23 protein-coding genes are annotated in these 25,328 nt (G+C 58.9%); 17 read left to right on the top strand and 6 right to left on the bottom strand.

What is annotated here, in order from left to right; genetic code table 11:
• Positions 1 to 91: 91 nt before the first annotated feature.
• The 15 genes from ERE07_RS09260 to serB are packed head-to-tail and all read left to right on the top strand — an operon-like array spanning position 92 to position 15,734.
• The gene (locus ERE07_RS09260) at positions 92 to 568 is read left to right on the top strand and encodes a NuoB/complex I 20 kDa subunit family protein (protein ID WP_130008530.1); all 477 of its coding nucleotides are present in this window, start codon (positions 92 to 94) and stop codon (positions 566 to 568) included.
• Between the two features lie 37 nt (positions 569 to 605).
• A complete protein-coding gene (locus ERE07_RS09255; RefSeq protein ID WP_130008529.1) occupies positions 606 to 1,217 on the top strand; it encodes an NADH-quinone oxidoreductase subunit C in 612 nt (203 codons plus the stop codon).
• Between the two features lie 3 nt (positions 1,218 to 1,220).
• On the top strand, positions 1,221 to 2,477 hold the full coding sequence (locus ERE07_RS09250; RefSeq protein ID WP_130008528.1) for an NADH-quinone oxidoreductase subunit D: 1,257 nt from the start codon (positions 1,221 to 1,223) through the stop codon (positions 2,475 to 2,477).
• Between the two features lie 33 nt (positions 2,478 to 2,510).
• Positions 2,511 to 3,005 carry an NADH-quinone oxidoreductase subunit NuoE gene (nuoE, locus tag ERE07_RS09245; protein ID WP_130008527.1) on the top strand — a complete coding sequence of 165 codons (495 nt, stop codon included), beginning with the start codon at positions 2,511 to 2,513 and terminating at the stop codon, positions 3,003 to 3,005.
• Entirely contained in the window at positions 3,002 to 4,369 is a 1,368-nt protein-coding gene (gene nuoF, locus ERE07_RS09240; RefSeq protein WP_130008526.1) for an NADH-quinone oxidoreductase subunit NuoF, read from the top strand. The genes nuoE and nuoF overlap by 4 nt, the downstream gene beginning before the upstream one ends.
• Positions 4,370 to 4,384: 15 nt before the next feature.
• Positions 4,385 to 6,712, top strand: coding sequence for an NADH-quinone oxidoreductase subunit NuoG (gene nuoG, locus ERE07_RS09235; protein WP_130008525.1), 2,328 nt, complete (start codon positions 4,385 to 4,387; stop codon positions 6,710 to 6,712).
• Positions 6,712 to 7,785 (top strand): NADH-quinone oxidoreductase subunit NuoH, encoded by a 1,074-nt coding sequence (nuoH, locus tag ERE07_RS09230; protein ID WP_130008524.1) that lies wholly within the window; start codon positions 6,712 to 6,714, stop codon positions 7,783 to 7,785. The genes nuoG and nuoH overlap by 1 nt, the downstream gene beginning before the upstream one ends.
• Before the next feature lie 17 nt (positions 7,786 to 7,802).
• On the top strand, positions 7,803 to 8,291 hold the full coding sequence (gene nuoI / locus ERE07_RS09225; protein ID WP_130008523.1) for an NADH-quinone oxidoreductase subunit NuoI: 489 nt from the start codon (positions 7,803 to 7,805) through the stop codon (positions 8,289 to 8,291).
• Between the two features lie 17 nt (positions 8,292 to 8,308).
• Positions 8,309 to 8,944 (top strand): NADH-quinone oxidoreductase subunit J, encoded by a 636-nt coding sequence (locus ERE07_RS09220; protein WP_130008522.1) that lies wholly within the window; start codon positions 8,309 to 8,311, stop codon positions 8,942 to 8,944.
• A complete protein-coding gene (nuoK, locus tag ERE07_RS09215) occupies positions 8,941 to 9,249 on the top strand; it encodes an NADH-quinone oxidoreductase subunit NuoK (RefSeq protein ID WP_130008521.1) in 309 nt (102 codons plus the stop codon). The genes ERE07_RS09220 and nuoK overlap by 4 nt, the downstream gene beginning before the upstream one ends.
• 13 nt (positions 9,250 to 9,262) lie before the next feature.
• On the top strand, positions 9,263 to 11,275 hold the full coding sequence (nuoL, locus tag ERE07_RS09210) for an NADH-quinone oxidoreductase subunit L (RefSeq protein ID WP_130008690.1): 2,013 nt from the start codon (positions 9,263 to 9,265) through the stop codon (positions 11,273 to 11,275).
• Positions 11,272 to 12,774: an NADH-quinone oxidoreductase subunit M gene (locus ERE07_RS09205; protein WP_130008520.1), complete on the top strand. Its 1,503-nt coding sequence runs from the start codon at positions 11,272 to 11,274 to the stop codon at positions 12,772 to 12,774. Before nuoL ends, ERE07_RS09205 begins: the two co-directional genes overlap by 4 nt.
• A gap of 9 nt (positions 12,775 to 12,783) precedes the next feature.
• Entirely contained in the window at positions 12,784 to 14,268 is a 1,485-nt protein-coding gene (nuoN, locus tag ERE07_RS09200; RefSeq protein ID WP_167670826.1) for an NADH-quinone oxidoreductase subunit NuoN, read from the top strand.
• 60 nt (positions 14,269 to 14,328) lie between these two features.
• Positions 14,329 to 14,886 carry a DUF2818 family protein gene (locus ERE07_RS22355; protein ID WP_130008518.1) on the top strand — a complete coding sequence of 186 codons (558 nt, stop codon included), beginning with the start codon at positions 14,329 to 14,331 and terminating at the stop codon, positions 14,884 to 14,886.
• Positions 14,883 to 15,734, top strand: coding sequence for a phosphoserine phosphatase SerB (serB, locus tag ERE07_RS09190; RefSeq protein WP_130008517.1), 852 nt, complete (start codon positions 14,883 to 14,885; stop codon positions 15,732 to 15,734). The genes ERE07_RS22355 and serB overlap by 4 nt, the downstream gene beginning before the upstream one ends.
• A gap of 64 nt (positions 15,735 to 15,798) precedes the next feature.
• Here the strand turns inward: serB and mfd are convergent, their stop codons facing one another.
• Positions 15,799 to 19,269: a transcription-repair coupling factor gene (gene mfd / locus ERE07_RS09185; protein WP_167670795.1), complete on the bottom strand. Its 3,471-nt coding sequence runs from the start codon at positions 19,267 to 19,269 to the stop codon at positions 15,799 to 15,801.
• A 106-nt stretch (positions 19,270 to 19,375) separates the two neighbouring features.
• On the opposite strand from mfd, the gene ERE07_RS09180 reads away from it, so the two are divergent.
• Together ERE07_RS09180 and ispF are read left to right on the top strand one after the other, a co-directional pair.
• Positions 19,376 to 20,104: an IspD/TarI family cytidylyltransferase gene (locus ERE07_RS09180; RefSeq protein WP_130008515.1), complete on the top strand. Its 729-nt coding sequence runs from the start codon at positions 19,376 to 19,378 to the stop codon at positions 20,102 to 20,104.
• On the top strand, positions 20,101 to 20,589 hold the full coding sequence (ispF, locus tag ERE07_RS09175) for a 2-C-methyl-D-erythritol 2,4-cyclodiphosphate synthase (RefSeq protein ID WP_130008514.1): 489 nt from the start codon (positions 20,101 to 20,103) through the stop codon (positions 20,587 to 20,589). Before ERE07_RS09180 ends, ispF begins: the two co-directional genes overlap by 4 nt.
• On the opposite strand, the gene ERE07_RS09170 is transcribed toward ispF, so the two are convergent.
• From ERE07_RS09170 to ERE07_RS09150, 5 genes are all read right to left on the bottom strand, one after another.
• Positions 20,583 to 21,644: an L-idonate 5-dehydrogenase gene (locus ERE07_RS09170; RefSeq protein ID WP_130008513.1), complete on the bottom strand. Its 1,062-nt coding sequence runs from the start codon at positions 21,642 to 21,644 to the stop codon at positions 20,583 to 20,585. The genes ispF and ERE07_RS09170 overlap by 7 nt on opposite strands.
• Positions 21,645 to 21,667: 23 nt before the next feature.
• Positions 21,668 to 22,945 (bottom strand): TRAP transporter large permease, encoded by a 1,278-nt coding sequence (locus ERE07_RS09165; RefSeq protein WP_130008512.1) that lies wholly within the window; start codon positions 22,943 to 22,945, stop codon positions 21,668 to 21,670.
• Positions 22,942 to 23,445, bottom strand: a complete 504-nt coding sequence (locus tag ERE07_RS09160; protein WP_209021121.1) for a TRAP transporter small permease — start codon at positions 23,443 to 23,445, stop codon at positions 22,942 to 22,944. The genes ERE07_RS09165 and ERE07_RS09160 overlap by 4 nt, the downstream gene beginning before the upstream one ends.
• 82 nt (positions 23,446 to 23,527) lie before the next feature.
• On the bottom strand, positions 23,528 to 24,508 hold the full coding sequence (locus ERE07_RS09155) for a TRAP transporter substrate-binding protein (protein ID WP_130008511.1): 981 nt from the start codon (positions 24,506 to 24,508) through the stop codon (positions 23,528 to 23,530).
• Positions 24,509 to 24,583: 75 nt separating this feature from the next.
• Entirely contained in the window at positions 24,584 to 25,282 is a 699-nt protein-coding gene (locus tag ERE07_RS09150; protein ID WP_130008510.1) for a GntR family transcriptional regulator, read from the bottom strand.
• Positions 25,283 to 25,328: the final 46 nt, after the last annotated feature.

Raw genomic sequence — 25,328 nt, 5'->3', positions numbered from 1 at the left:
CGGCGTGTCCGCCTTTATTCGGTTTCCGACCCGGCGGCCAGGAAGCGTGGCACAGGCCACCCCTGGTATGGCAGCTTAAACAGGCAATATTATGGCTATCGACGGCATTATGAAAGAGGGTTTTATAACCACCAGTGCGGACAAGTTCCTGAACTGGGCCAAGACAGGGTCTTTGTGGCCCATGACATTTGGCCTGGCATGCTGTGCGGTTGAGATGATGCATGCAGGCGCAGCCCGCTACGACCTTGACCAGTTCGGCATCATTTTTCGCCCCAGTCCTCGTCAATCGGATCTCATGATTGTTGCCGGCACGCTGTGCAACAAGATGGCGCCGGCGCTGCGCAAGGTATACGACCAGATGGCCGAGCCGCGCTGGGTCGTTTCCATGGGCTCCTGTGCGAACGGCGGTGGTTATTACCATTACTCTTATTCGGTGGTGCGAGGCTGTGACCGCATCGTCCCGGTGGATGTCTACGTTCCGGGTTGTCCGCCCACGGCCGAAGCACTGGTCTATGGGCTGTTACAGATGCAGAACAAGATTCGCCTCACCAACACCATTGCGCGCTAGGCCTGTCGGTCTGCTCGATCATTAAGCTGAACACACTATGACCCGGCTCGAAACGCTACAACACAATCTGCTGGCGACCTTCGGCGAAACCGCTTCGCTCAAGCTTGCCTACGACGAACTCACGCTCGAGATCAACGCCAAGAACTGGATCGACGCCTGTACTGTCCTGCGCGACAATGAAACACTGGGTTTTGATACATGTATCGATCTTTGCGGCATCGATTATTCCGGTTGGGGGGCGCCTACGCTGGCGTTCGATCCCAGCCTGCATGCACAACGGTTCGCCGTTGTGCTGCACCTGCTCTCGGTGCAGCACAACTGGCGCCTGCGCGTACGTGTTTACGTGCCGAACGACGAATTTCCGGTGATTGCCTCGCTGGTCGATGTCTGGCCGGCCGTCAATTGGTACGAGCGCGAAGCATTCGACCTGTTCGGCATTGTGTTCGATGGGCATCCCGATCTGCGCCGCATTCTGACCGATTACGGCTTCATCGGCCATCCTTTCCGCAAGGATTTCCCGCTCAGCGGCAACGTCGAAATGCGTTACGACACCGAGCAGCAACGGGTTGTGTACCAGCCCGTTACCATCGAACCTCGTGTCATCACTCCCCGCGTTGTGCGCGAGGACGGCTACGGAGCAGGGCGCTAGAACATGGCTGAAATCAAGAATTACACACTGAACTTCGGGCCCCAGCATCCGGCCGCCCACGGCGTGTTGCGCCTGGTGCTTGAACTGGACGGCGAGGTCATCCAGCGCGCCGATCCGCATATCGGGCTCTTGCATCGGGCCACCGAGAAGCTGGCCGAGCACAAAACCTTTCTGCAGGCGCTGCCCTACATGGATAGGCTGGATTATGTCTCCATGATGTGCAACGAGCACGCCTATGTGCTGGCGGTCGAAAAGTTGCTGGGCATACAGGCGCCGCTGCGCGCGCAATATATTCGCGTCATGTTCGACGAGATCACGCGTTTGCTCAATCACCTGATGTCGCTGGGTTCGCATGCCCTGGACGTTGGCGCCATGGCCGTCTTCCTGTATGCCTTCCGCGAACGTGAAGACCTCATGGATTGCTACGAGGCGGTATCGGGCGCGCGCATGCATGCTGCCTACTACCGCCCCGGTGGCGTCTATCGCGATTTGCCTGACCGCATGCCGCAATACGGCCAGTCCAGCAAGTATCGCGGCGAAAAAGAACTTAAGGCCATGAACGAAGCGCGTTCGGGTTCTCTGCTGGACTTCATCGAAGACTTTACCGAGCGTTTCCCAACCTGCGTCGATGAATACGAAACGCTGCTGACCGACAACCGGATCTGGAAACAGCGTCTTGTCGGCATAGGGGTTGTCAGCCCCGAGCGTGCCAAGGCGCTGGGCTTTACGGGCCCGATGTTGCGCGGTTCCGGCGTGGAGTGGGATCTGCGCCGCATGCAGCCCTACGAGGTGTACGATCGCCTCGATTTCGATATCCCCGTGGGTGTCAATGGCGACTGCTACGACCGCTATCTGGTGCGCATTGCCGAAATGCGTGAAAGCAACCGCATCATTCGCCAGTGCGTAGAATGGCTGCGCAACAACCCTGGTCCCGTCATCGTGGACAACCACAAGGTAGCGCCACCCAGCCGCGAACGCATGAAAACCGGGATGGAAGATCTCATCCACCACTTCAAGCTCTTCACCGAAGGCATGCACGTGCCAGCCGGTGAGGTCTATGCGGGCGTCGAGCATCCCAAGGGCGAATTTGGCATCTATATGGTGTCCGACGGCGCCAACAAGCCTTATCGCCTCAAGATACGGGCGCCGGGCTTCGCTCACCTTCAGGCCATGGACGAAATGTCGCGCGGCCACATGATTGCCGATGCCGTCACGATCATCGGCACGCAAGACATTGTGTTTGGCGAGATAGACCGTTAACGGCCGCGCCAAGGTAAATACCGGATTCAAATTATGCTGCTTTCCGAACAAGCCTATCAACGAATCGACAGGGAGCTGACCAAGTTCCCTGAAGACCAGCAACGATCCGCCATCATGGCGGCGCTCGCGATCGCTCAGGACGAAAAGGGGTGGGTGTCGACCGATGTCATCAATGATGTCGCTGCCTATTTGCGTGTGCAGCCCATTGCTGTGCAGGAGGTCGCCACCTTCTACAACATGTTCAATACCCATCCCGTCGGGCGTTTCAAGATCACGGTATGCACCAATTTGCCCTGTGCCTTGCGCGATGGCGTCAAGGCGGCAGACTACATCAAGGAAAAACTGGGTATTGATTTTCACGAAACCACGCCTGATGGCATGTTTACGCTGATGGAAGGCGAATGCATGGGAGCATGCGGTGATGCGCCGGTGATGCTCATGAACAACAAACACATGTGTGTGCGCATGTCGTCGGAAAAGATCGATGCAATGATCCAGGAACTCAAACAGCATGGGGAGTCGGCATGAGCGCGGCGGACCTGTTGCAACAGTTTTCGGGTGGGCTACAACCCAATCCCACCGCTGATTTGACGACCAGCATGATTTTTCACGATCGGCATATTTCGGCACAGATCGTGGCCGGGCTGGACGGCACCAACTGGCGCCTGGAAGACTACGTCAAGCGCGGCGGGTACGAGGGCCTGCGCAAGATCCTGACCACCGGCATGACGCCCGATGACGTCATTGCCGAAGTCAAGGCATCCAGTCTGCGCGGACGTGGCGGCGCGGGTTTTCCCACCGGGCTCAAATGGAGCTTCATGCCGCGCACCTTGCCAGGGCAAAAATACCTGGTGTGCAATTCCGACGAAGGCGAGCCAGGCACATTCAAGGATCGCGACATCCTGCGCTTCAATCCTCATATTGTGATTGAAGGCATGGCAATCGCGGCCTATGCCATGGGCATTACCGTGGGCTACAACTACATCCATGGCGAAATCTTCGAGATCTACGAGCGCTTTGAAGAAGCGCTTGAAGAGGCGCGCCAGGCAGGATTTCTCGGTGATCGGATTCTCGGTTCCGAATTCAACTTTCAGCTGCACGCGTTTCACGGCTATGGCGCCTATATCTGCGGCGAGGAAACCGCGTTGCTCGAATCATTGGAGGGCAAGAAGGGCCAGCCCCGGTTCAAGCCGCCATTCCCGGCAAGTTTCGGCCTGTATGGCAAGCCCACCACCATCAACAATACCGAAACGTTTGCCGCTGTTCCCTGGATTTTCCGCCACAGTGCGCAGGAGTATCTTGAGCTTGGCGTACCCAACGCCGGAGGCACCAAACTGTTTTCGATATCCGGCGATGTGGAGCTGCCGGGCAATTATGAGATCCCTCTGGGCACGCCGTTCAGCAAGCTGCTTGAGCTGGCTGGCGGGGTGCGCGGCGGACGCAAGCTCAAGGCGGTGATCCCTGGCGGCTCCAGTGCGCCCGTGCTGCCTGCCGATATCATGATGCAGACCAATATGGATTACGATTCGATCGCCAAAGCGGGTTCCATGCTGGGATCAGGCGCGGTCATCGTCATGGATGAAACACGCTGCATGGTCAAGTCACTGATGCGGCTGTCGTATTTTTATTTTGAAGAAAGTTGCGGGCAGTGCACACCCTGCCGCGAGGGTACAGGCTGGCTGTACCGCATGGTCCATCGCATTGAAAATGGCGAGGGCCGTCCTGAAGACATGGACGTGCTGGATAACGTTGCACAGAACATCATGGGGCGCACCATCTGCGCGCTGGGCGACGCGGCCGCCATGCCGGTACGCAGTTTCATCAAGCATTTCCGCGACGAGTTCGCGCACCACATCGAGCATAAAAGCTGTGTGGTGCCCAAATATTTGTAGGGTCAGGATATTCCAATGGTCGAAATCACCATCGACGGCATCAAAACTGAAGCCCCAGAAGGCAGTATGGTCATTCAGGCTGCCCACAAGCTGGGCGTCTACGTGCCGCATTTCTGCTATCACAAGAAGCTGTCCGTGGCCGCCAACTGCCGCATGTGCCTGGTCGACGTCGAAAAGGCGCCCAAGGCATTGCCAGCCTGTGCCACACCCGTGACCAATGGCATGGTGGTACGCACCCGCTCCGACAGGGCGATCGCCGCCCAGAAAAGCGTGATGGAGTTCTTGCTCATCAACCATCCGCTGGACTGCCCTGTGTGCGACCAGGGAGGCGAATGCCAGTTGCAGGACCTGGCGGTCGGTTACGGTGGGTCAGCTTCCCGCTATCAGGAACCCAAGCGTGTCGTCGTGGCCAAGGACATGGGCCCGCTGATTTCCACGGATGCCATGCAGCGTTGTATTCACTGCACACGCTGCGTGCGCTTTGGCGAGGAAATCGGTGGCATCCAGGAAATCGGCATGATCAACCGCGGGGAGTTTGCCGAGATCACCACTTTTGTGGGCAAGGCTGTTGAATCCGAACTGTCGGGCAATATGATCGACATCTGCCCTGTGGGCGCCTTGCTTTCCAAGCCCTTCAAGTTCAGTGCCCGTACCTGGGAAATGGCCCGCCGGTTTTCCGTGAGCCCACACGATAGTCTGGGCGCAAACCTGGTGGTGCAATCCAAGCTCGATCGCGTGTTGCGCGTGGTGCCTTTTGAAAACGAAGAGGTCAACGAATGTTGGATCAGCGACCGCGATCGTTTCTCGTACGAAGGTCTTTACGTGCAGGATCGTCTGGCGCACCCCATGGTGAGAGGCGAAGACGGCCAGTGGCGCGAAGCATCCTGGGCCGACGCACTGCAGGTGGTGGTTCATGGCCTGAATACTGTTCGCGAACATTATGGCGCGGAGCAGATCGGCGCGATCGGCAGCCCGACCGCCACCACCGAAGAACTCGCCCTGCTGGCTCGTCTGACACGCGCCCTGGGCTCGGAGAACGTGGATTTCCGTCTGCGTCAGATCGATCCCGCCTTTGATCAGGCGGTGCCTGGCACGCCATGGCTGGGAATGCCGATTGCCGAGCTGGGCACGCTTGACCGCGTGTTGGTGGTGGGCTCCTTCCTGCGCAAGGACCATCCCTTGATGGCGCAGCGGTTGCGTCAGGCAGTGAAGTCCGGCACGCAGGTGTCGTTTATCGATTCTGCAGCGGATGATCCGCTGTTCCCGGTGACGGGCCGCATGACGGTTGCGCCCAGCCAACTGCCCAATGCCCTGGCCGAAGTGGCGGTGGCGCTGGCTGCGACCGGCGGCGCCCAGGCGCCCGGCGCATTTGCAGGCGTGGAACCGTCCGAGGCGGCACGCGCGATCGCGGCCAGCCTGGCGTCGGGAGAGCGCGTTGGCGTGCTGATCGGCAATATGGCGGTTGCGTCGAATCTGGCGTCGCTGATTTCCGCCAACGCCAGTGCCGTGGCCAAGGCCTGCAACGCCAGGTTCGGATTCCTGACGGCAGGCGGCAATACCGTGGGCGGTTACCTTGCCGGCGCAGTGCCTGCATCGGGCGGCCTGACTGCGGAACAGATGCTGCAGCAGTCACTCAAGGCCTACATTGTGCTGCATACCGAACCGGCGCTGGACAGCGACAACGGCATTCAGGCGGTGCAGTCTCTCAAGTCGTCGGGGTTCTCGGTGGCGTTGACGTCATTTCGCTCGGCGGCGCAGGACTGGGCGGACGTCATGCTGCCGGTCGCGCCGTTTACCGAAACGTCGGGTACCTTCGTCAATGCCGAGGGCAGGGCGCAAAGCTTCAAGGGCGTCGCCGCGCCCTATGCGGATACCCGCCCAGCCTGGAAGGTGCTGCGTGTCCTGGGCAACCTGTTCGAACTGCAGGGTTTCGATGACGAAACCTCGGAATCGGTGCGCGACACAGTGTTGGTCGGCGGCGTCGATGCGCGCCTGTCCAACGAGGTCGTGGCTCAACCCGGGCTTTCCCAGAAGCCCAATGGCCTGGAGCGTGTGGCAGAGGTGCCGATTTATCGCAGCGACGCGCTGGTCAGGCGTTCCGCTCCCTTGCAACAGGCCCCTGCGTCGCATGCCCCGCAGGCACGCATGACCGCCGAAACACTGGCCGGCCTTGGCTTGCAGCAAGCAGACGTACTGAACATTCGCTCTGCGCATGGCCAGATTACGCTGCCTGTGCAGCTCGATGAAACAGTTGCCCCAGGATGCCTGCGGATTGCCGCGGCTTTCGATGCCACACTGGCGCTGGGTAGCGGCTTTGGCGAACTTACGGTGGAGCGTGCCTGATGGAGTGGCTGACTGTAATCAATAATTTCGGCACGGACCTGATTGGACCCACCCCCTGGCTGGTCGTCTGGACGCTGATGAAAATCGTCGTCATCGCCGTGCCCATTATTCTGTGCGTGGCCTACCTGACGTATTGGGAACGCAAGATGATCGGCGCAATGCATGCGCGTCTGGGCCCAAACCGCGTCGGGTTCCGAGGGTTGCTGCAGCCGTTCGCGGACGTTTTCAAGCTGCTCACCAAAGAGGTCATCGTCCCGAGCAAGGCCAACAAGGTGCTGTACATCCTGGCGCCGGTGGTCACGCTGATGCCCGCGCTCGCAGCCTGGGCCGTGATTCCTTTCGGGCCTGAAGTGGTGCTGGCCGACATCAATGCCGGCCTGCTGTTCTTGATGGCGATTACCTCCCTGGGCGTTTATGGGGTGATCGTTGCTGGCTGGGCCTCCAATTCCAAATACGCCTTTCTGGGCGCGCTGCGCGCTGCCGCGCAGATGGTGTCGTATGAGCTCGCCATCGGTTTTGTGCTGGTCACCGTCCTGCTGGTGTCCGGTACGCTGAATATGAGCGGTATCGTCGAAGGGCAGGGGCAAGGCTGGTTTGCCTCCATGGGCATTACGTTCATGTCCTGGAACTGGCTGCCGCTGTTGCCCTTGTTCGTCATCTATGTGGTGTCGGCCGTGGCCGAAACCAACCGCCATCCCTTCGACGTGGTCGAGGGCGAATCCGAAATTGTGGCCGGTCATATGGTGGAGTACTCAGGGATGGGGTTTGCCCTGTTCTTCCTTGGCGAGTATGCCAACATGATTCTGCTGTCGGCACTGGCGGCCATCATGTTCCTCGGTGGCTGGATGGCGCCACTGGATTTTGCGCCCTTCACGTGGGTGCCTGGCTGGATTTGGCTGGGCATCAAGACATTTGTCGTGGTTTCGATGTTTGTTTGGTTCCGTGCGACGTTCCCCCGTTATCGCTACGACCAGATCATGCGCCTGGGCTGGAAGGTGTTTATTCCTTTCACAGGCGTATGGTTGTTGCTGGTGGCGATCTGGATGCAAACGCCCTGGAATATATGGCAATAGGACACAGGGGCTAAATTATGGAAGCGATCAAGGATTTTTTCGGCAGTCTGATGCTGTCCGAGATGCTCAAGGGCATGCGCCTGACTGGCAAGTATTTTTTCAAGCGCAAGGTGACGCTGCGCTATCCGCAGGAAAAAACGCCGGCGTCCCCGCGCTTTCGCGGGCTGCACGCCTTGCGCCGTTATCCCAACGGCGAAGAGCGTTGCATCGCCTGCAAGCTGTGCGAGGCGGTCTGCCCTGCGCTGGCCATCACCATTGAATCGGCCGAGCGCGAAGACGGCACCCGTCGGACCACCCGTTACGACATTGACCTGGCCAAGTGCATCTTCTGCGGGTTCTGTGAGGAAAGCTGTCCGGTGGACTCCATCGTCGAAACGCATATTTCCGAGTACCACGGTGAAAAACGTGGCGATCTGTACTACACCAAAGACATGCTGCTGGCCATCGGCGACCGCTACGAGCCCGAAATAGCGCGCCGCCGTGCCGAAGATGCTCCTTATCGTTGATGGCGGACCAGACACCTATGATTTTTTCTACTGTCCTGTTCTATTTGCTGGCGCTGGTGCTGGTGGTCGCGGCGTTCCGCGTCATCACGGCGACCAGTCCTGTCACCGGTGTGCTGCACCTTATTCTCGCTTTTTTCACGGCATCCATGATCTGGATGCTGCTGGGCGCTGAATTCCTGTCCTTGCTGCTGGTGCTGGTCTACGTGGGCGCCGTGATGGTGCTGTTCCTGTTTGTGGTCATGATGCTCGATGTGCGCATGGAAACCCTGCGCTCTGGTCTCAAGACCTATCTGCCGCTGGGGCTGTTGATCGGCCTGATCATGGTGTTGGAGATGGCGTTTGTGCTCGCCCGCACGTGGCTGGGCGCCGGCCCTGCCGCACCCATCGCCGACGATTACGACAACACGCGCGCGCTAGGGATCGCCATGTACACCGACTATGTGTATGCGGTGCAGGTGGGCGGCGTGATATTGCTGGTGGGCATGATTGCCGCGATCGCGCTGACGCTGCGCAAGCGCAGCGATGTCAAGCGCAACAGGCCCTCTGATCAGGTCAGGGTGCGCGCCGAGGATCGCATGCGCCTGGTGGCCATCCCGTCGCAAACCGAAACACCCGACCCGGCGGCTGAGCCTGCACAAAGGGAGCAAAAATGACGCTGACGCTTGCACATTATCTGATACTGGGCGCCATCCTGTTCGCCATCGGTATCTTTGGTTTCTTCCTGAACCGCCGCAATCTTATCGTCCTGCTCATGTCCATTGAGCTTATCCTGCTCTCGGCCAACATGAACTTTGTGGCGTTTTCAGCTTGGTCCGGCGATTCGGCCGGGCAGGTTTTTGTGTTTTTTGTACTGACAGTGGCTGCCGCCGAGGCGGCTATCGGCCTGGCGATCTTGGTGTTGCTGTTCCGCAACCTGAAAACGATCAACGTCGAAGAACTTGACCAGCTCAAGGGTTGATGGGATTGCACATATTATGAATTCACCAAGTCTTTACTTACTGATCGCATTGGCGCCACTGGCTGGCGCCATACTGGCGGGCCTGTTCGGCACCGGTTTCCTGGGTCGATTCGTGGGCCGGAGCGCCGCCCACTGCATCACCATCGCGGGGGTCGCCATCTCCTTCATTGGTTCTGTCATCGTGCTGTTTCAGGTGCTGGATGGCCACACGTATGACGGCGTGCTGTACACCTGGAGCGTGATAGGCGAAACCAAGCTGGATCTGGGCTTTCTGATCGATCCCTTGTCCGCTCTGATGATGGTGGTGGTTACATCCGTTTCGCTGATGGTCCATATCTACACGATTGGCTACATGGTGGACGACCCCGGCTATCAACGCTTCTTTTCCTACATCTCCCTGTTCACCTTCTCGATGCTGATGCTGGTCATGTCCAACAACATGGTTCAGCTGTTTTTCGGTTGGGAAGCGGTGGGGTTGGTCTCGTATTTGCTGATCGGGTTCTGGTACACGCGCCCTACAGCCGTTTTTGCCAATCTCAAGGCCTTCCTGATGAACCGGGTGGGCGACTTTGGCTTCGTGCTGGGCATTGGACTATTGTTCGCCTATACCGGCAGCATGCACTACGGCGATGTGTTCGCGCAGACGGACAAGCTCGACACCCTGGTGTTCCCGGGCACCGACTGGAAACTGGTTACCGTAGCCTGCCTGTGCCTGTTTGTCGGCGCCATGGGTAAGTCCGCTCAGGTGCCCCTGCATTCCTGGCTGCCGGATTCGATGGAAGGCCCCACGCCTATCTCGGCGCTTATTCACGCCGCAACCATGGTGACGGCCGGCATTTTCATGGTGGCGCGCTTCTCGCCTGTGTTCGAGCTGTCGGATACCGCCTTGTCCTTCATGATCGTCATCGGTGCGATCGGTGCCTTGTTCCTGGGGGTATTGGGTATCGTCCAGAACGACATCAAACGTGTCATCGCCTACTCGACCCTGTCTCAGCTGGGCTACATGACGGTGGCGCTGGGCGCATCGGCCTACTCGGCCGCCATCTTCCATCTGATGACGCATGCCTTCTTCAAGGCGCTGCTGTTCCTGGGTGCCGGTTCCGTCATTATCGGCATGCATCATGATCAGGATATACGCAACATGGGCGGCCTGCGCAAGTACATGCCCATTACCTGGATTACCTTTCTGTTGGGTACGCTTGCCCTGGTCGGCACGCCTTTCTTCGCGGGCTTTTACTCCAAGGAGCACATTATCGAAGCGGCCGGCGCCGCCAATGTATGGGGTGCGGGCTTTGCCTACTACGCGACGCTGATCGGCGTATTTGTGACTTCGCTATATTCGTTCCGGGTGTACTTCCTGGTCTTCCATGGCAAAGAGCGCTTCCCGACGCAATCACATGGCGAACACGATCATCAGGCCCATGACGATCACGGCCATCATGGTGGCACGCCCAAGGAGTCGCCCTGGGTCGTCACGCTGCCGCTGGCCTTGCTGGCCATACCTTCGGTGATCGCCGGGGCCTGGTTTATTGATCCGTTGCTCTTCAGCGGCTATTTCGATGGTGTGATTGCCAATCTGCCCCAGCACGGCGCCATGGCAGACCTTGCCGAGCACTGGCACGGATGGGTGGCCTTTGCCCTGCACGGCTTCACCGCGCTGCCGTTCTGGCTACTGGTCGCGGGTTTTGTCGTGGCCTGGTATTGCTACGTGATCAACCCGCGCGTGCCTGCCGCGATCGCTCGCAACCTGTCGTTTGTCAACCGTGTGCTCGATAACAAGTACTATGCCGACTGGTTCAACGAGCAAGTGGTGGCGCGCGGATCGCGCGGCCTGGGAATAGGGCTCTGGAAGGCAGGCGATCGTGGCCTGATCGATGGCCTGCTGGTCAACGGCAGTGCGCGCATGGTCGGCCTGGTGGCCGCCATCAGCCGGCACCTGCAGTCCGGCTACATCTATCACTACGCCTTTGCGATGATCGTCGGGATCATGGCTTTAATCTCCTTTTTTGTACTGACGGTTCAATGATGGCTAGCGATATGGCGTCTTCTACTCTTCCCTGGTTAACGCTCGCGATCTTCGTTCCCATTGTTGCGGGCTTGATTGTGCTGCTTTTTGGCCGCGATGATCGTCCCGGACTGACTCGCAAGATTGCGTTGATCGGCGCGATTGTGAGTTTTCTGGTCACTCTGCCGCTTTATACAGGCTTTGACGCCTCCACCGCGGACATGCAGTTTGTCGAGCTGGCGCCGTGGATCTCCACGTTTTCCATCAATTACCATCTGGGCATCGACGGCATCTCGATCTGGTTCGTTCTCCTGACTGCTTTCATTACGGTTATCGTGGTGCTTGCAGGCTGGGAAGTGATCACCAGTCGTGTGTCGCAGTACATGGCGGCATTTCTGATCCTGTCGGGTCTGATGGTCGGCGTGTTTGCATCGCTGGACGGCATGCTGTTCTACGTATTTTTCGAAGCCACCCTGATTCCGATGTATTTGATTATCGGGGTGTGGGGTGGTCCAAATCGTGTTTATGCCGCGCTCAAGTTCTTTCTCTACACGCTGATGGGGTCGTTGCTGACCCTGGTTGCCTTTATCTATCTTTGGCATGCGGCGGATGGGTCATTCGATATTCTTACCTGGCATGCCCTGAAGCTGGATTACACGCCGCAGATACTGATTTTCATTGCACTGTTGGCAGCTTTTGCGGTCAAGGTGCCGATGTGGCCGGTGCACACATGGTTGCCGGACGCTCACGTCGAAGCGCCTACGGGTGGCTCTGTGGTGCTGGCCGCCATCATGCTCAAGCTGGGCGCTTACGGTTTCCTGCGATTCTCTCTGCCGATCACGCCAGATGCATCGCACAGCCTGGCAGGCATGATGATTGTGTTGTCGCTGATCGCGGTGATCTATATCGGTCTGGTGGCCATTGTGCAGGACGACATGAAAAAGCTGGTGGCCTATTCGTCTGTGGCCCACATGGGTTTCGTCACGCTGGGCTTCTTCATCTTCAATACGGCCGGGGTCGAGGGCGCCATCATACAGATGATCTCGCACGGTTTCGTCTCGGGTGCGATGTTCCTGTGCATAGGCGTTCTGTACGACCGTCTGCATACGCGCCGTATCGATGACTATGGTGGCGTCATCAATGTGATGCCCCGATTCGTCACCTTTTTCGTTCTTTTCTCCATGGCCAATGCCGGCTTGCCGGCCACCAGCGGATTTGTTGGTGAGTTTACGGTCATCATGGGAGCCGTCGAACACAATTTCTGGGTGGGCCTGCTGGCGGCCATTGCCTTGATCCTGGGCGCCTCGTATTCCTTGTGGATGGTCAAGCGCGTGGCCTTTGGCCCCATCGCCAATGACAACGTGCGCGGCATGTCCGATCTGAGCGGGCGCGAGTTCTTCATCATGGGCGTCATGGCCATAGCGGTGCTGTATATGGGGATACATCCCAAGCCGTTTACGGATGTCATGCACGTATCGGTGCAGGCCTTGCTGCAGCACGTCTCCGTCTCGAAACTGTAGACCTGAACTATCATGCAAAACCAATATCATTTCGCCCTGGCCACGCCCGAGATTCTGCTGTTGATCCTCGCTTGCGCGGCCCTGTTGCTCGATGCGTTCAGCAAGTCCGAGTCGCGCCGCGCAACGTTTGTGTTCAGTATTCTGGCAGTGCTTGCGCTGGCTTTGGTTTCGCTCTGGCAGTGGAATACGGGGGTACAGGGCAATTCATTCGGCGGTCTCTATGTGGCCGATTCGCTGTCGCACTTCCTGAAACTACTGTCCTGCATCACCGTGGCCGCCACCCTTATCTACGGGCGCGAGTATGTCGAGGCGCGCGGCATGGTGAGTAATGGCGGCGAGTTCTACTCGCTGACGCTGCTGACCCTGCTGGGCCAGTTTGTCATGATTTCCGCGGGCAGCATGCTGACGGTGTACCTGGGTGTCGAGCTCATGTCCTTCGCCCTGTATGCGCTGGTGGCCTTGCGTCGCGACGATGTCCAGGCAACCGAAGCGGCCATGAAGTATTTTGTGCTTGGCGCGCTGGCGTCAGGCGTGCTGCTGTATGGCATGTCCATGATCTATGGCGCCACTGGCCAACTGAATCTGCGCCTGATTGCCCAGGTTATCGGCAGTGGCAATGCGGAACGCCTGCCCCTGGTGTTTGGCGTGGTGTTCATTGTCGCTGGCCTGGCCTTCAAGCTGGCCGCCGCGCCCTTCCATATGTGGACGCCAGATGTCTATCAGGGCGCGCCCACGTCGGTGACGCTCATTGTGGCGGCAGCGCCCAAGCTGGCCTCTTTTGCCATTACGCTGCGTCTGCTGATCGAGGGGCTGCATGGTATTGCGCTGGATTGGCAACCCATGCTGATGATTCTGGCAGTATTGTCGCTGGCGATCGGCAACCTCACGGCCATTGTGCAGACAAACTTCAAGCGCATGCTGGCCTATTCGACGATAGGCCAGATGGGCTTTGTTTTTCTGGGCTTGTTGTCCGGGGTCAGCGAGACGGGCACAGAAGCCATGGCGTACGGCGCGTCCCTGTTCTACGTCATTATCTATGTGCTGACAACGCTGGTCACCTTCGGCTTGATTCTGTTGCTGAGCCGTCGCGGCTTCGAGTGCGATCAGATCTCCGACCTGAAAGGCCTGAACCGCCGCAATCCCTTGTTGGCAGGCATGTTGATGCTGGCCATGTTTTCGCTGGCCGGGATTCCACCGCTGGCCGGGTTCTACGCCAAGCTTGCCGTGCTGCAGGCCCTGGTCGGAACTGGTCATGTGACGATGGCTGTCGTGGCTGTATTGTTTTCTTTGGTCGGCGCGTTCTATTATCTGCGCGTGGTCAAGGCTGCCTATTTTGATGAGCCTGAAGGCGAGCAGCCTCCGCTCTCGCATGGCATCGTCACCAGCGGCGTGATGTCGGTCAACAGCTTGCTGATCATCCTCCTGGGCGTGCTGCCTGGCGGCCTGATGGCCTTGTGTGTCAGTGTCATCGAAAGTTCATTGCGCTTCCAGTAAATCGGATAGCGCGCACTATACGGTGCCGGCGGCTCTACGCCGGCAAAACACAGGACAGGCATGAATCAGTCTTTTGCTGTATGGGTGGTGATCGGCTTTGCGCTGATCACGGCCAATCTTCCCTTCGTAATGCAACGTCCTTTTCTTGTGCTGCCCTGGGCGCAGAAGGGCGAAGCCGAGCTTGCTTCATGGTCGCGCGGCTTGCTGAGCCTGCTCTACTTCGCAGTGCTGTTGGCGGCGGGTTGGGTCGGCTACAGCCTGATTTCCGATGCGATCCTGCTGGCCTCGGATCCGGCTTCGCTGTTGCTGTTTGTCGGACGCTTGCTGGGCGCGATTGTGTTGCCGATGCTGCTGCTGGCCTATCCAGGGTGGCGCAGCCGCGGCCGTGCCATCGAAAAAACATTCATCGACCGCATGATTGAGCTTTTTGTGTTTTACCTGCTTGTCGGCACAATGGGGTTTGCGTTCGAAGCCAGCATTGGCAATCCCTTTGCGCAGACCTGGGAGTTCTACGCCATCACGCTCAGCCTCTTTTTGGTGCTGGGTTATCCTGGTTTCGTTTTTCGTTATCTCTTGCGCCGCCGCAAGCAAGGCCGCGGCGCCAGTACCGCCTCATGAGTCACCTTATTCTTCAGGCGCCTTACCTGGATGCCTCTCATATTGAAAAAGTTGCCGCGCTCACGAATGCGAGCGGTATTCAGACGTTGAACCCGACCGCAGTGCGGCTGCTCGATGCCGATGGCAGCGATCTCGCAGCAGTGGGGCAGTATTGCTTTGAATCAGGCATGGACTACGCCTTTTTCGATCAGATTGCACTGTTGCGCGATTGTCGCATTCTGGCCATGGATATGGATTCCACGCTGGTCAATATCGAGTGCATAGACGAAATTGCTGCTGCCGTGGGCCGCAAGGCCGAGGTGTCCGCCATCACCGAAGCCGCGATGCGCGGTGAAATCGCCGATTTCAAGGAAAGCCTGACGCGTCGCGTGGCATTGCTTGAGGGCGTGCCAGAACAGGCGCTGGAGCAGGTCTACACGGAACGGCTGCAGTTGAATGCGGGCGCCCAGGCCTTGATCGACGCCGCAAAAGCGCATGGCCTCAAGACTTTGCTGGTGTCGGGGGGATTTACCTTTTTTACCGGGCGGCTGCAGCAACGTTTGGGCTTGGATGTCTGCCATGCCAATGTTCTGGAGGTACGCAATGGCGTGCTGACAGGCCGTGTTTTGGGCGATATCGTTGATGCGCCGGCGAAAGCGCTGCATCTGCGTCAACTGGCGGCAGACGTGGGCGCGACGGCCGCGCAAATCATTACGGTCGGCGATGGGGCCAACGACCTGAAGATGATGGCGGAATCACTTTACTCGGTTGCCTACCGGGCTAAACCCATTGTGCGGCAGCAAGCGCGATACGCGCTGAATTTCAGCCCGCTGGACGCCATTCTGAACTGGTTTCGCCTGAGCCGCTGACGCCCGACGCGCCAGCGCGAAGGCCCGCGCTGGCGTGCGTCGCGCCGCAGATTTTCACCAGCACTCAAGCCAGCGCGCGCAACACACTCCGCACGGCGTCTATGCGCGCAGCCACCTGCTGTCCCTGCTTGATGTCGAGCCTGAGCTTGTCTTGGCCGGCGAGCTTTACGTCGCGACGCTTCTGCACTAGCTCAATAATACGCAAGGGATCGACATTGGGCTTGCTGCTGAAGCCGATGGTCGCCTGGGATTCACTCGCATCGATCTTGACCACACCGAGAGGCTCGGCAATGATACGCAGGCGATGCGTCGCCAGCAGGGTCTGTGCCGCTTCGGGCAGCTTGCCATATCGGTCGATGAGTTCTTCTTGTATCAGAATGAGATCGTCCTCGTTGCGCGCATGGGACAGCTTTTTGTACATCCCCAGGCGGGCGTGCACATCGGGACAGTAGGCCGCCGGCAATAGCGCGGAGGCGTGCAGATTGACTTCACACAGTGCTTCGAAGGGCGAGTCGAGATCCGGTTCCTCGCCCGATTTGAGCGCTCGGACGGCTGCGTTGAGCATGTCCGAATACATCGAGAAGCCGATTTCGTGGATGTTGCCGGACTGGGATTCGCCCAGTACTTCGCCAGTTCCGCGTATTTCCAGATCATGCATGGCCAGAAAGAATCCCGCACCCAGTTCTTCCATGGCCTGAATGGCCTCCAGGCGTTTTTTGGCATTGGAGGTCATCGCGTCTTCGCCAGGCGTGAGCAGATAAGCATACGCCTGGTGATGGGAGCGGCCCACACGGCCACGCAGTTGGTGCAGCTGTGCCAGGCCCAGACGATCAGCCCGGTGTATGACGATGGTATTGGCGGTGGGAACGTCGATGCCGGTTTCGATAATGGTTGTGCACAGCAGCACGTTGTAGCGCTGCTGGTAAAAGCCTTTCATGACGTCTTCGAGCTCGCGCTCGTGCATCTGGCCATGCGCGACGGCGACACGCGCCTCCGGCACAAGCTCTTCCAGCCTGGCCCGGCGGTTCTGTATGGTGTCGACCTCGTTGTGCAGAAAGTAAACCTGCCCGCCACGCTTAAGCTCGCGCAATATGGCTTCGCGTATCGTGCTGCCGTCTTCCCGCCGCACAAACGTCTTGATGGCCAGTCGCTTTTGTGGCGCGGTGGCGATCACGGAGAAATCCCTTATGCCTTCGAGCGACATGCCCAGGGTGCGCGGAATGGGCGTTGCCGTGAGCGTGAGCACATCGACCTCTGCGCGCAGTGCCTTGAGCGCCTCTTTCTGGCGCACGCCAAAGCGGTGCTCTTCGTCGATAATGACCAGTCCCAACTGTTTGAACCGCACGTCCTTGGACAATATCTTGTGCGTGCCAATGACAATATCGACCTTGCCTGTGTTCAGGCCGTCTATGGTTGCACTGACCTCTTTGCCGGAGCGAAAGCGAGACATTTCGGCGATTCTTACCGGCCAGTCTGCAAAGCGATCGGCAAATGTCTGCGCATGCTGCTCTGCAAGCAGTGTGGTGGGGCACAGCAAGGCCACCTGCTTGCCATTCATGACAGCCAGGAAGGCGGCGCGCAGGGCTACTTCTGTCTTGCCAAAGCCGACATCGCCGCAAACCAGCCTGTCCATCGGGCGGCCGGAGGTCATGTCGCCCAGCACGGCTTCGATGGCGGCGCTCTGGTCAGGCGTTTCCTCAAAGCCAAAACCCTCGGCAAAGGCCTGATAGTCTGCTGGCGACAGATTGAAGCGGAATCCTTCGCGCGCGGCGCGCTGCGCATAGAGCGCCAGCAACTCGGCGGCGGCATCGCGTACTTGTTTGGCCGCCTTGCGGCGCGCGCGATCCCATTGCCCCGATCCCAGCTGATGCAGCGGTGCGTGCTCTGGATCCGAGCCGCTGTAGCGTGCAATGACGTGTAACTGCGCTACCGGTACGTAAAGCGTGCTGCCGGTGGCGTATTCGAGATGAAGAAATTCCATCTGGCCTTCGCCCAGATCCATTTCGATCAGACCCTGGTACCGGCCGATCCCGTGCTGCGCATGCACCACGGGATCGCCTTCGCGCAGCTCGGAGAGGTCGCGCACCATGGCTTCGACATCGCTGCTGCGCTCTTGTGTTCGCTTGCCGCGGCGAGGCGTTCGCGCCTGCGCGGGATAAAGATCGTTTTCGGTGAGCAGGGTGAGGGTCTGTTCGACCAGCCCGAACCCTGTGGTGAGCGGGGCCACCACCAATGCAAAATGGCTTTCTGAAGCAAGAAAGTCCTGCAGAGTGTCGATGCTGGTGTCAGGTATCAGGTTGAACTCTGCCAGCATCTGTAGCAGAGTTTCGCGCCGGCCCGCGCTATCCGCGCAGAGCACGATGCGGTCTTGCTTTACCTGCAGCGCGAGCCGCAGGTTGGCAATAGGATCTTCGGCCCGGCGTGCGACGGCGACATCGGGCGCGGCATGAAAATCAGGATGAGGTTGCCCCGCCGTAAGAGCCAGGCGGGCAAACGGCTTGAAGCCGCTGAAGAGCGCCTCTTCGTTAAGGAAAAGCGTTTCGGGCGGCAGAATGGGCCGTTCGCGATCAACCTTCAGGAACTGATAGCGGCTATGGGTATCCTGCGCAAAGCGCTGTATGGCCTGTGTGATGTCGCCCAGCGTGACCGTAATGGCCTGTTCCGGCAGATAGTCGAACAGCGTTGCGGTGTGATCGAAGAACAAGGGCAGGTAATACTCGATGCCTGCGAAGGCAATGCCGTTGCCGATATCCTTGTAAGGCAGCGCGCGGGAGGGGTCGCCTTCGAATGTTTCACGAAAGCGGGCGCGGAACTGGTTGCGGGCCGCTTCGTCCATGGGAAACTCGCGCCCTGGAAGCAGTTGCACTTCTTTGACCGGATACAGGCTGCGCTGGGTGTCGATGTCAAAGCTGCGGATGGATTCGATTTCGTTGTCGAACAGGTCCAGTCGGTACGGCAGGATGGATCCCATCGGAAAGAGATCGATCAGCCCGCCCCGTATGCAGAATTCGCCAGGAGACGTGACCTGGGTGACATGCGAATAGTTGGCCAGCGTCAGTTGGCGGCGCAGTCCTTCTTCATCCAGCGCGTCGCCCTGCTTGAAGGAGAACGTATAGGCCGCCATGAACTCGGGCGGCGCCAGGCGATACAGTGCCGTGGTGACTGGCACAATCAGTACATCTACACTATGCTGCATCAAGGCATGCAGTGTGCGCAGGCGATCCGATACCAGATCCTGGTGCGGCGAAAAGCTGTCGTAAGGCAGGGTCTCCCAGTCGGGCAGCAGGCGTACGCGCAGGTCTGGCGCGAACAGCACGATTTCTTCGGATAAGCGTTGCGCCGCCAGCGGGTCGGCGCAGACGACAACAATCGTCTTGCTCGACGCGCGGGCGAGATCCGCCAGCAGCCATGCATCGCCGGAGCCGGGTGGCTGGAGCTGTTGCAGCCGCTGGCCTGGCCTGAGCGCAGAAAGCGTTTTGCGGGTGGAAGGAAGAGACAGGGGAGGGTGGGTTTCGGTTGCCATGTAGCTTGGCATTATAAAATGTCTTTCTGACTAGAATGCGTCAACGATAGATCTATATTCCACGAGGCAGGTTTCCGCATGCGGCGGCCTGCATTCAGAGGGGACACCGCACAGCCATATGCCAGGAAAACTCATTGCAATCGTACCTGCGGCAGGAATCGGCGCTCGGGCACTCGCCAGCGGGCCCGATGGCACGGCGCTGGCTGCCCGCGCCGTGCCCAAACAGTATCGCCTGCTGAAAGGGGAGCCCATGCTGCGGCGCGCTGTCCAGGCCTTGCTGGCAGACGCTCGTATCGTTCAGGTTCGAGTCGCGGTTGCGTCGGGTGACAGGTGGGCGGCGCAGGCATTGTCCGGCCTGCCGCGTACCGTGTGGCGGGCCTGCGGCGGGACGACCCGCGCGGACACCGTGATGGCAGCGCTGCGTGATGCCGCGCTGGACCCCGACGACTGGGTATTGGTGCATGATGCGGCCCGGCCAGGGCTACCGGCATCTGCGCTGAGCCGGCTGATTGATCATTGCATAGCACAGGGCAGGGGTGGTTTGCTGGCTCAGCCTGTAGCCGATACGGTCAAGCGCCAGGCGCCCACTGACACTGGTAACGCTTCTGTGATGGTTGGGCAGTCGATTTCTCGCGACGGTTTGTGGCTGGCCCAAACGCCGCAGATGTTTCCGGCGGGGCGTTTGCTCCAGGCGCTGGAATCGGCCGGTGCCGGGCGCGCCGACATTACCGATGAGGCGTCGGCGCTTGAGCGGGCAGGCTACATGCCGTGCCTGGTGCCTGGGTCCGTACGCAACTTTAAGGTAACGTGGCCAGAAGATTTTGACTTAATGGAGAAATGGCTGTGAGTTTTCCGTTCCGGGTTGGCCAGGGGTTCGATGTTCATGCTTTGGTCGAGGGCAGGCCGCTGATCATCGGCGGCGTCACCATTCCCCATACCCATGGCCTGCAGGGCCATTCTGATGCCGATGTGCTGCTGCATGCCGTCACCGACGCCATTCTGGGGGCGGCTGGCCAGGGCGATATCGGGCGACACTTTCCCGATACCGACCCTGCCTACAAAGGCGCGGACAGCCGGGTACTGTTGCGCGAGGCCTGGCGCCGTGTTTCGCAGGCGGGATGGAAAATCGTCAATATCGACGCTACGGTGCATGCCCAGGCGCCCAAGATCGGGCCGCATGCGCCAGGGATGGTCAGCAATATTGCCGCTGACCTTGGCTTGGCTCCCAGCGATATCAATATCAAGGCCAAGACCAACGAAAGCCTGGGTTACCTGGGTCGCAAGGAGGGCATAGCGGCCACGGTCGTGGTGTTGCTGGCGGCTGGTCAGTAGTCGGCGCTCAGTTCCAGTTGTACCTTGACGGCACGGGAACGGTCGCTGGCCGCCTTGATCGCTTCCAGGGCCTGTTCCAGTGGATAGCTTGCCGTGATGATGGGGGTGACATCAAGCCGCCCTTCGTCGATCAGCTGCACAGCCTGTTGATACTCCTGGTCAAAACGATGTGATCCGCGCAGCGAGATCTCCTTGCCGACAATCAGGTTGAGCGGCACTGCCACTTCGCCCGCCACGCCAACCTGGATGATGGCGCCGCAGGGACGAACACTCATTGCGGCGCTGAGCAGCGCGCTTGGTGAGGCAGAGCACTCGAACGCTACGTCGAATTTACCTTTGTCCGCAAAATAAGCTTCCAGTTCGTCAGGATGCTTGCCGACGTTGATAGTACGGCTCGCACCCATGCGCGTTGCGACGGCGAGGGTGGCCTCCTGCAGGTCCGTCGAGACGATTTCGGCCGCGCCCGCCTCATGGGCCACAGCCACGCATAAAGACCCGATCGGGCCCGCCCCGGTAACCAGCACGCGCTTGCCTGCTAACGGGCCGACAGATGCAATGGCCTGGGCACGCGCATGCAGTGCAACCGCCAGCGGCTCGGCGCATGCCGCCGCCGCGAGCGACGTGGTGGGACGCAGAGGTACGCATTGGCTGGCGGGCACCAGCATGTATTCTCGAAAGCCACCCTGTTCGTGCGGCAGTCGCATCGCTGAACCGGAAAACCGCATCTCCAGGCAATGCCGGAAAAGGCCTTGCCGACAATATTCGCAGTGGCCGCAATGGCGGCTGGGGTTCAGCGCCACCCGGGTGCCTGGCTGCACAGCGCTGACGTCTGGACCGATGGCGGCAATGGTGCCCGCTACTTCATGGCCCAGGATAATGGGCTCGCGTACACGTATGGGTCCGAAGCCGCCGTCGTGATAGTAATGCAGGTCGGATCCGCAGATACCGCCGGCGCCCATGCGCAGCAGTGCTTCACCGGCGCCGGGTGCGGGGACTTCATCGGTTTCGATTCGAACATCATGTTGGCCATACAGCCTGCACACGCGTGATTTCATTGTTGATGACTCCTAGTCTGGGCTCAGTTCATTAATATTGACGGCAGCCAGGTAGCCAGTGGCGGAAAATATGAAACCGCCAGCAGGACCAGGATATTGGTCAGGATAAACGGCATGATGGCGCGCACCACCGGCGCAAGCGGCAACCGGGCGATATTCGAGCAGATGAACAGGCAAACGCCAACCGGCGGCGTGGTCAGCCCTATCATCAGATTCAGCACGGCAAAGGTCGCAAAGTGCAGCGGATCTATCCCTACACCCTGCGCCAGGGTGAGTAAGGGTACGAACAGAATGATGAGCGCGGCGATGGTTTCCATGAACATACCTACGATCAACAACAGGATGTTGACCATCAGGATGATCAGATATTTGTTGTCGGTGACCGCCAGTACTGCCGACGCGATGGTTTGCGGGATGCGCTCGGATACGAGAATCCAGCCAAACACATTGGCGAAGCCAACCAGCGCCAGGATCGCCGCCGAGGCCACTGCGCTCTCTATGATGATGCCGGGTACTTTGCGCAGTGGCAGCTCGCCATAGATGAACCGGCCCACGATGAGCGCATAAATGCAGGCGACGATTGCCGTTTCGGTGGGCGTTGCCAGGCCCGTCATCAGTCCGCCAACGATCAGCACAGTCATGAAAATGGCCCAGAATGCGCCCATGAAAGAGCGCAGCAGTTCGCCCCAGCCCTGCCAGGCCTGGCGAGGAAAGCCTCGTTTGACGGAAATGATGTAAGTCGTGACCATCATGGCCAGCCCCATGAGGATGCCGGGCACGGCACCTGCGAGGAACATTTTTCCGACCGAGATGCCGGACAGCGCACCAACGATAATCATGGGTACGCTCGGAGGAATCATGGGGCCGACGGTAGATGATGCCGCCGTGACTGCGGCCGAAAAGTCAGCCGGATATCCCGCTTTTTTCATTCCGGGAATCAGTACACCGCCCAGCGAGGCCGCATCGGCAACGGCTGTTCCTGAAATGCCGCCGAACAGCATGGAGCCTGCGACATTCGTGAGGCCCAGACCGCCGCGCATCCATCCCACGGTTGCATTGGCAAAGCGGATAATGCGCTCGGTGATGCCGCCGCTGTTCATGAGGTTGCCTGCGAGGATAAACCCGGGAATGCACAACAGCACGAAAGAGTCGATGCCGGCATACATTTTCTGAGGCATCACGACGATAGGAATGCCCTGGTAGAGCAAATATGCGAGGGAGGAGACCCCCAACGTGATGGCGACTGGGATGCCGATGAGCAACCCGGCGGCGAATACACCAAAAAGTACGGCAAGGCTCATGCTTCTTCACCATAAGGGTGCTCGGGCAGGCCGTCGGACGTGCCAGTCAGCATGCCGACAATGCGGGCGAGAGAGTAGACGAGTAACGAGATGATGGCGATCAACATGGTGACGTGCAGGAAATCCATGCGCCAGCCCAGCGCAGGCGCATATTGCATGCTGCCTATCTGCATGAACTGCCAGGCTGGCTTGAGCAGCATCAGGCACATTGCGGCCGTCAGTACCGATGACACCAGGCGCAACAGCCAGGGCTTGCGCCCAGACAGGCCTTCACAGAAGAGATCGACATTGACCAGATCACCGGTGCGCAGCGAGGGGCCCAGGCCCAGCGCGGCAAGATAGAGCAGGCCGAAACGCGTTAGTTCTTCCGTCCATACGGGGGCATCGAAGAAGGCATTGCGGCCCAACAATTGAATGGTCACGGCGACAATCATGCCGAAAAATGCCAAGCCGACAAGGGTGCGGCTCAGTTTGTCAAAAAGATCTAGAACATGCTTCACGGAGATTCCTTCATGCTAGCCATGGCTGTGCAGGGCCGTGCGGTCGACGCGGTTTGTCGCCACACGGCGATCGTCATGGCGCTTATTGCTTGAATATTTCTTCCACGTACTGCTTTACGTCGCCGGAAACATTGGCAAGCACGGCGTCGCGCGCTTTGGCCGCGAAGGCATCGCGATCAGCGTCCACAAATGTCATGCCAGCCGCCTCGAGGTCTGCAGCAAGCTTTTGCTCATCTTGGAGGAAGAGTTCGCGTTCGTAGGTCTGTGTGCGTGCGGCCGCTTCCATCACTGCCTTTTTGTCCTCGTCCGATAGTTTTTGCCAAGTGAGGTCGGACAATGTCAGGTATATCCAGCTGCGGACATGTTCAGTTTTGTTGAGGTATTTCTGCACTTCGTTCAGATTGCCGGACTTGATCAATGCCAAAGGATTTTCCTGGCCATCGATCGTGCCGTTCTGCAGTGAGGTGAACACTTCCGAAAAGGCCATGGGGGTAGGCTGCGCGCCTAAGGCTTTCCATACCGCCATGAACAACGGCACATTGGGTACGCGCAGTTTCAGGCCTTTCAGATCGTCAGGGCTGCGGATCTCCCGGTTCGATGTCAGATCGCGCGGGCCGCGAGCAAAGTAAGCGATAGGGCGGATACGGGCTTTTTCGAGAATCTGAGCCTCTATTTTTTTGCCTACGTCGCCGCTGGCAATGGCGTCCATATTCGCTAACGAGGTGTAGGCATAGGGGATGGCCAGCAAGGACGCGAGTGGGGCCCAGTTCTGCAGGCTTTCGCCGGTGATCGTCATATCGACGGTGCCCAATTGCATGCCGTTGATCAGATCAATTTCTTTTCCCAGCGACTCGTTGGGAAAAACCTGTACTTCGATGCGGCCATTGGTCAAAGACTTGAGCTCCTCGCCGAACTTGAGAGACGCCTTGTGCCAGGTGTTCTGTTCATTGGCCAGATGGCCGAGTTTGAGTGTAATGTCCGCTGCATTGGCCGTGTGCGCCATGGCGAATCCAACCATGACGGTTGCGAGCATCCGGCTGACGCCTTGTATTGAGTATTTCATTGTGTCTCCTCTTATTGACTGCTGTATTGATCGTGTTGACGCGTGGTGAGTGGGCAGCCTGTCCAGACGAATGGGCTAAGACTCGTTGGCTTCGAATAGCTCGGGGTGGGCCGCGGAAATGGCCGGCAGGTCGTTCAGGATTTCACGCAGATGCACGCGCATGGCTTGCTCGGCAACAGACTGGTCGCCGCGCGCAATGGCTTCGACGATGCGGGTGTGCTGTGCCACCAGCTTATGTACAGGTGTATGGTCAAAACTCAGGTAGCGAACCCTGTCCATTTGTGCCTTGATTGCTTCCACCACCTTCCAGGCATGCGCGATGCCGGCCGCTTCGGCCAACGTGCGATGAAACAGCTCATCCAGCGCCAGGAATCTGTCTGGCTTGGCGGCGGCCGCATCCTGTTGATGGCGCAACTGGGTGCGCAATTCGGTGACAATGGCAGGATCGCCCAACTCGGCAACTTTTTTGACCACATCGGCCTCAATGGCCTCGCGGACAAAACGGGCTTCGAGCACTGCCGCTTGAGAAATCTTGCGAACGAGCGTGCCGCGCTGCGGACGCACTTCGACCAGCCCGCCTTCACTGAGTTTTATGAACGCCTCGCGGACTGGCTGGCGACTAACATTGAAATCGCTGGCGCATTCGGATTCGGACAATCGTGTGCCAGGCAGTAATTGGGCACGAATGATCTGCAGGCGCAGGGCGCGGTAGATCTGTGGGCCTACAGGAAGGTCTTGCTCCAGCGAGAAATCAGGTGTTGACGCGACACTCATGCATACCCTTTTCATTGTCTTTAGGCCATGTAGCAATATTCATGGC

Source organism: Allopusillimonas ginsengisoli (genome assembly GCF_004153455.1).
Classification (GTDB): Bacteria; Pseudomonadota; Gammaproteobacteria; order Burkholderiales; family Burkholderiaceae_B; genus Allopusillimonas; species Allopusillimonas ginsengisoli.
This window is presented reverse-complemented; position numbering and strand designations above follow the sequence as displayed.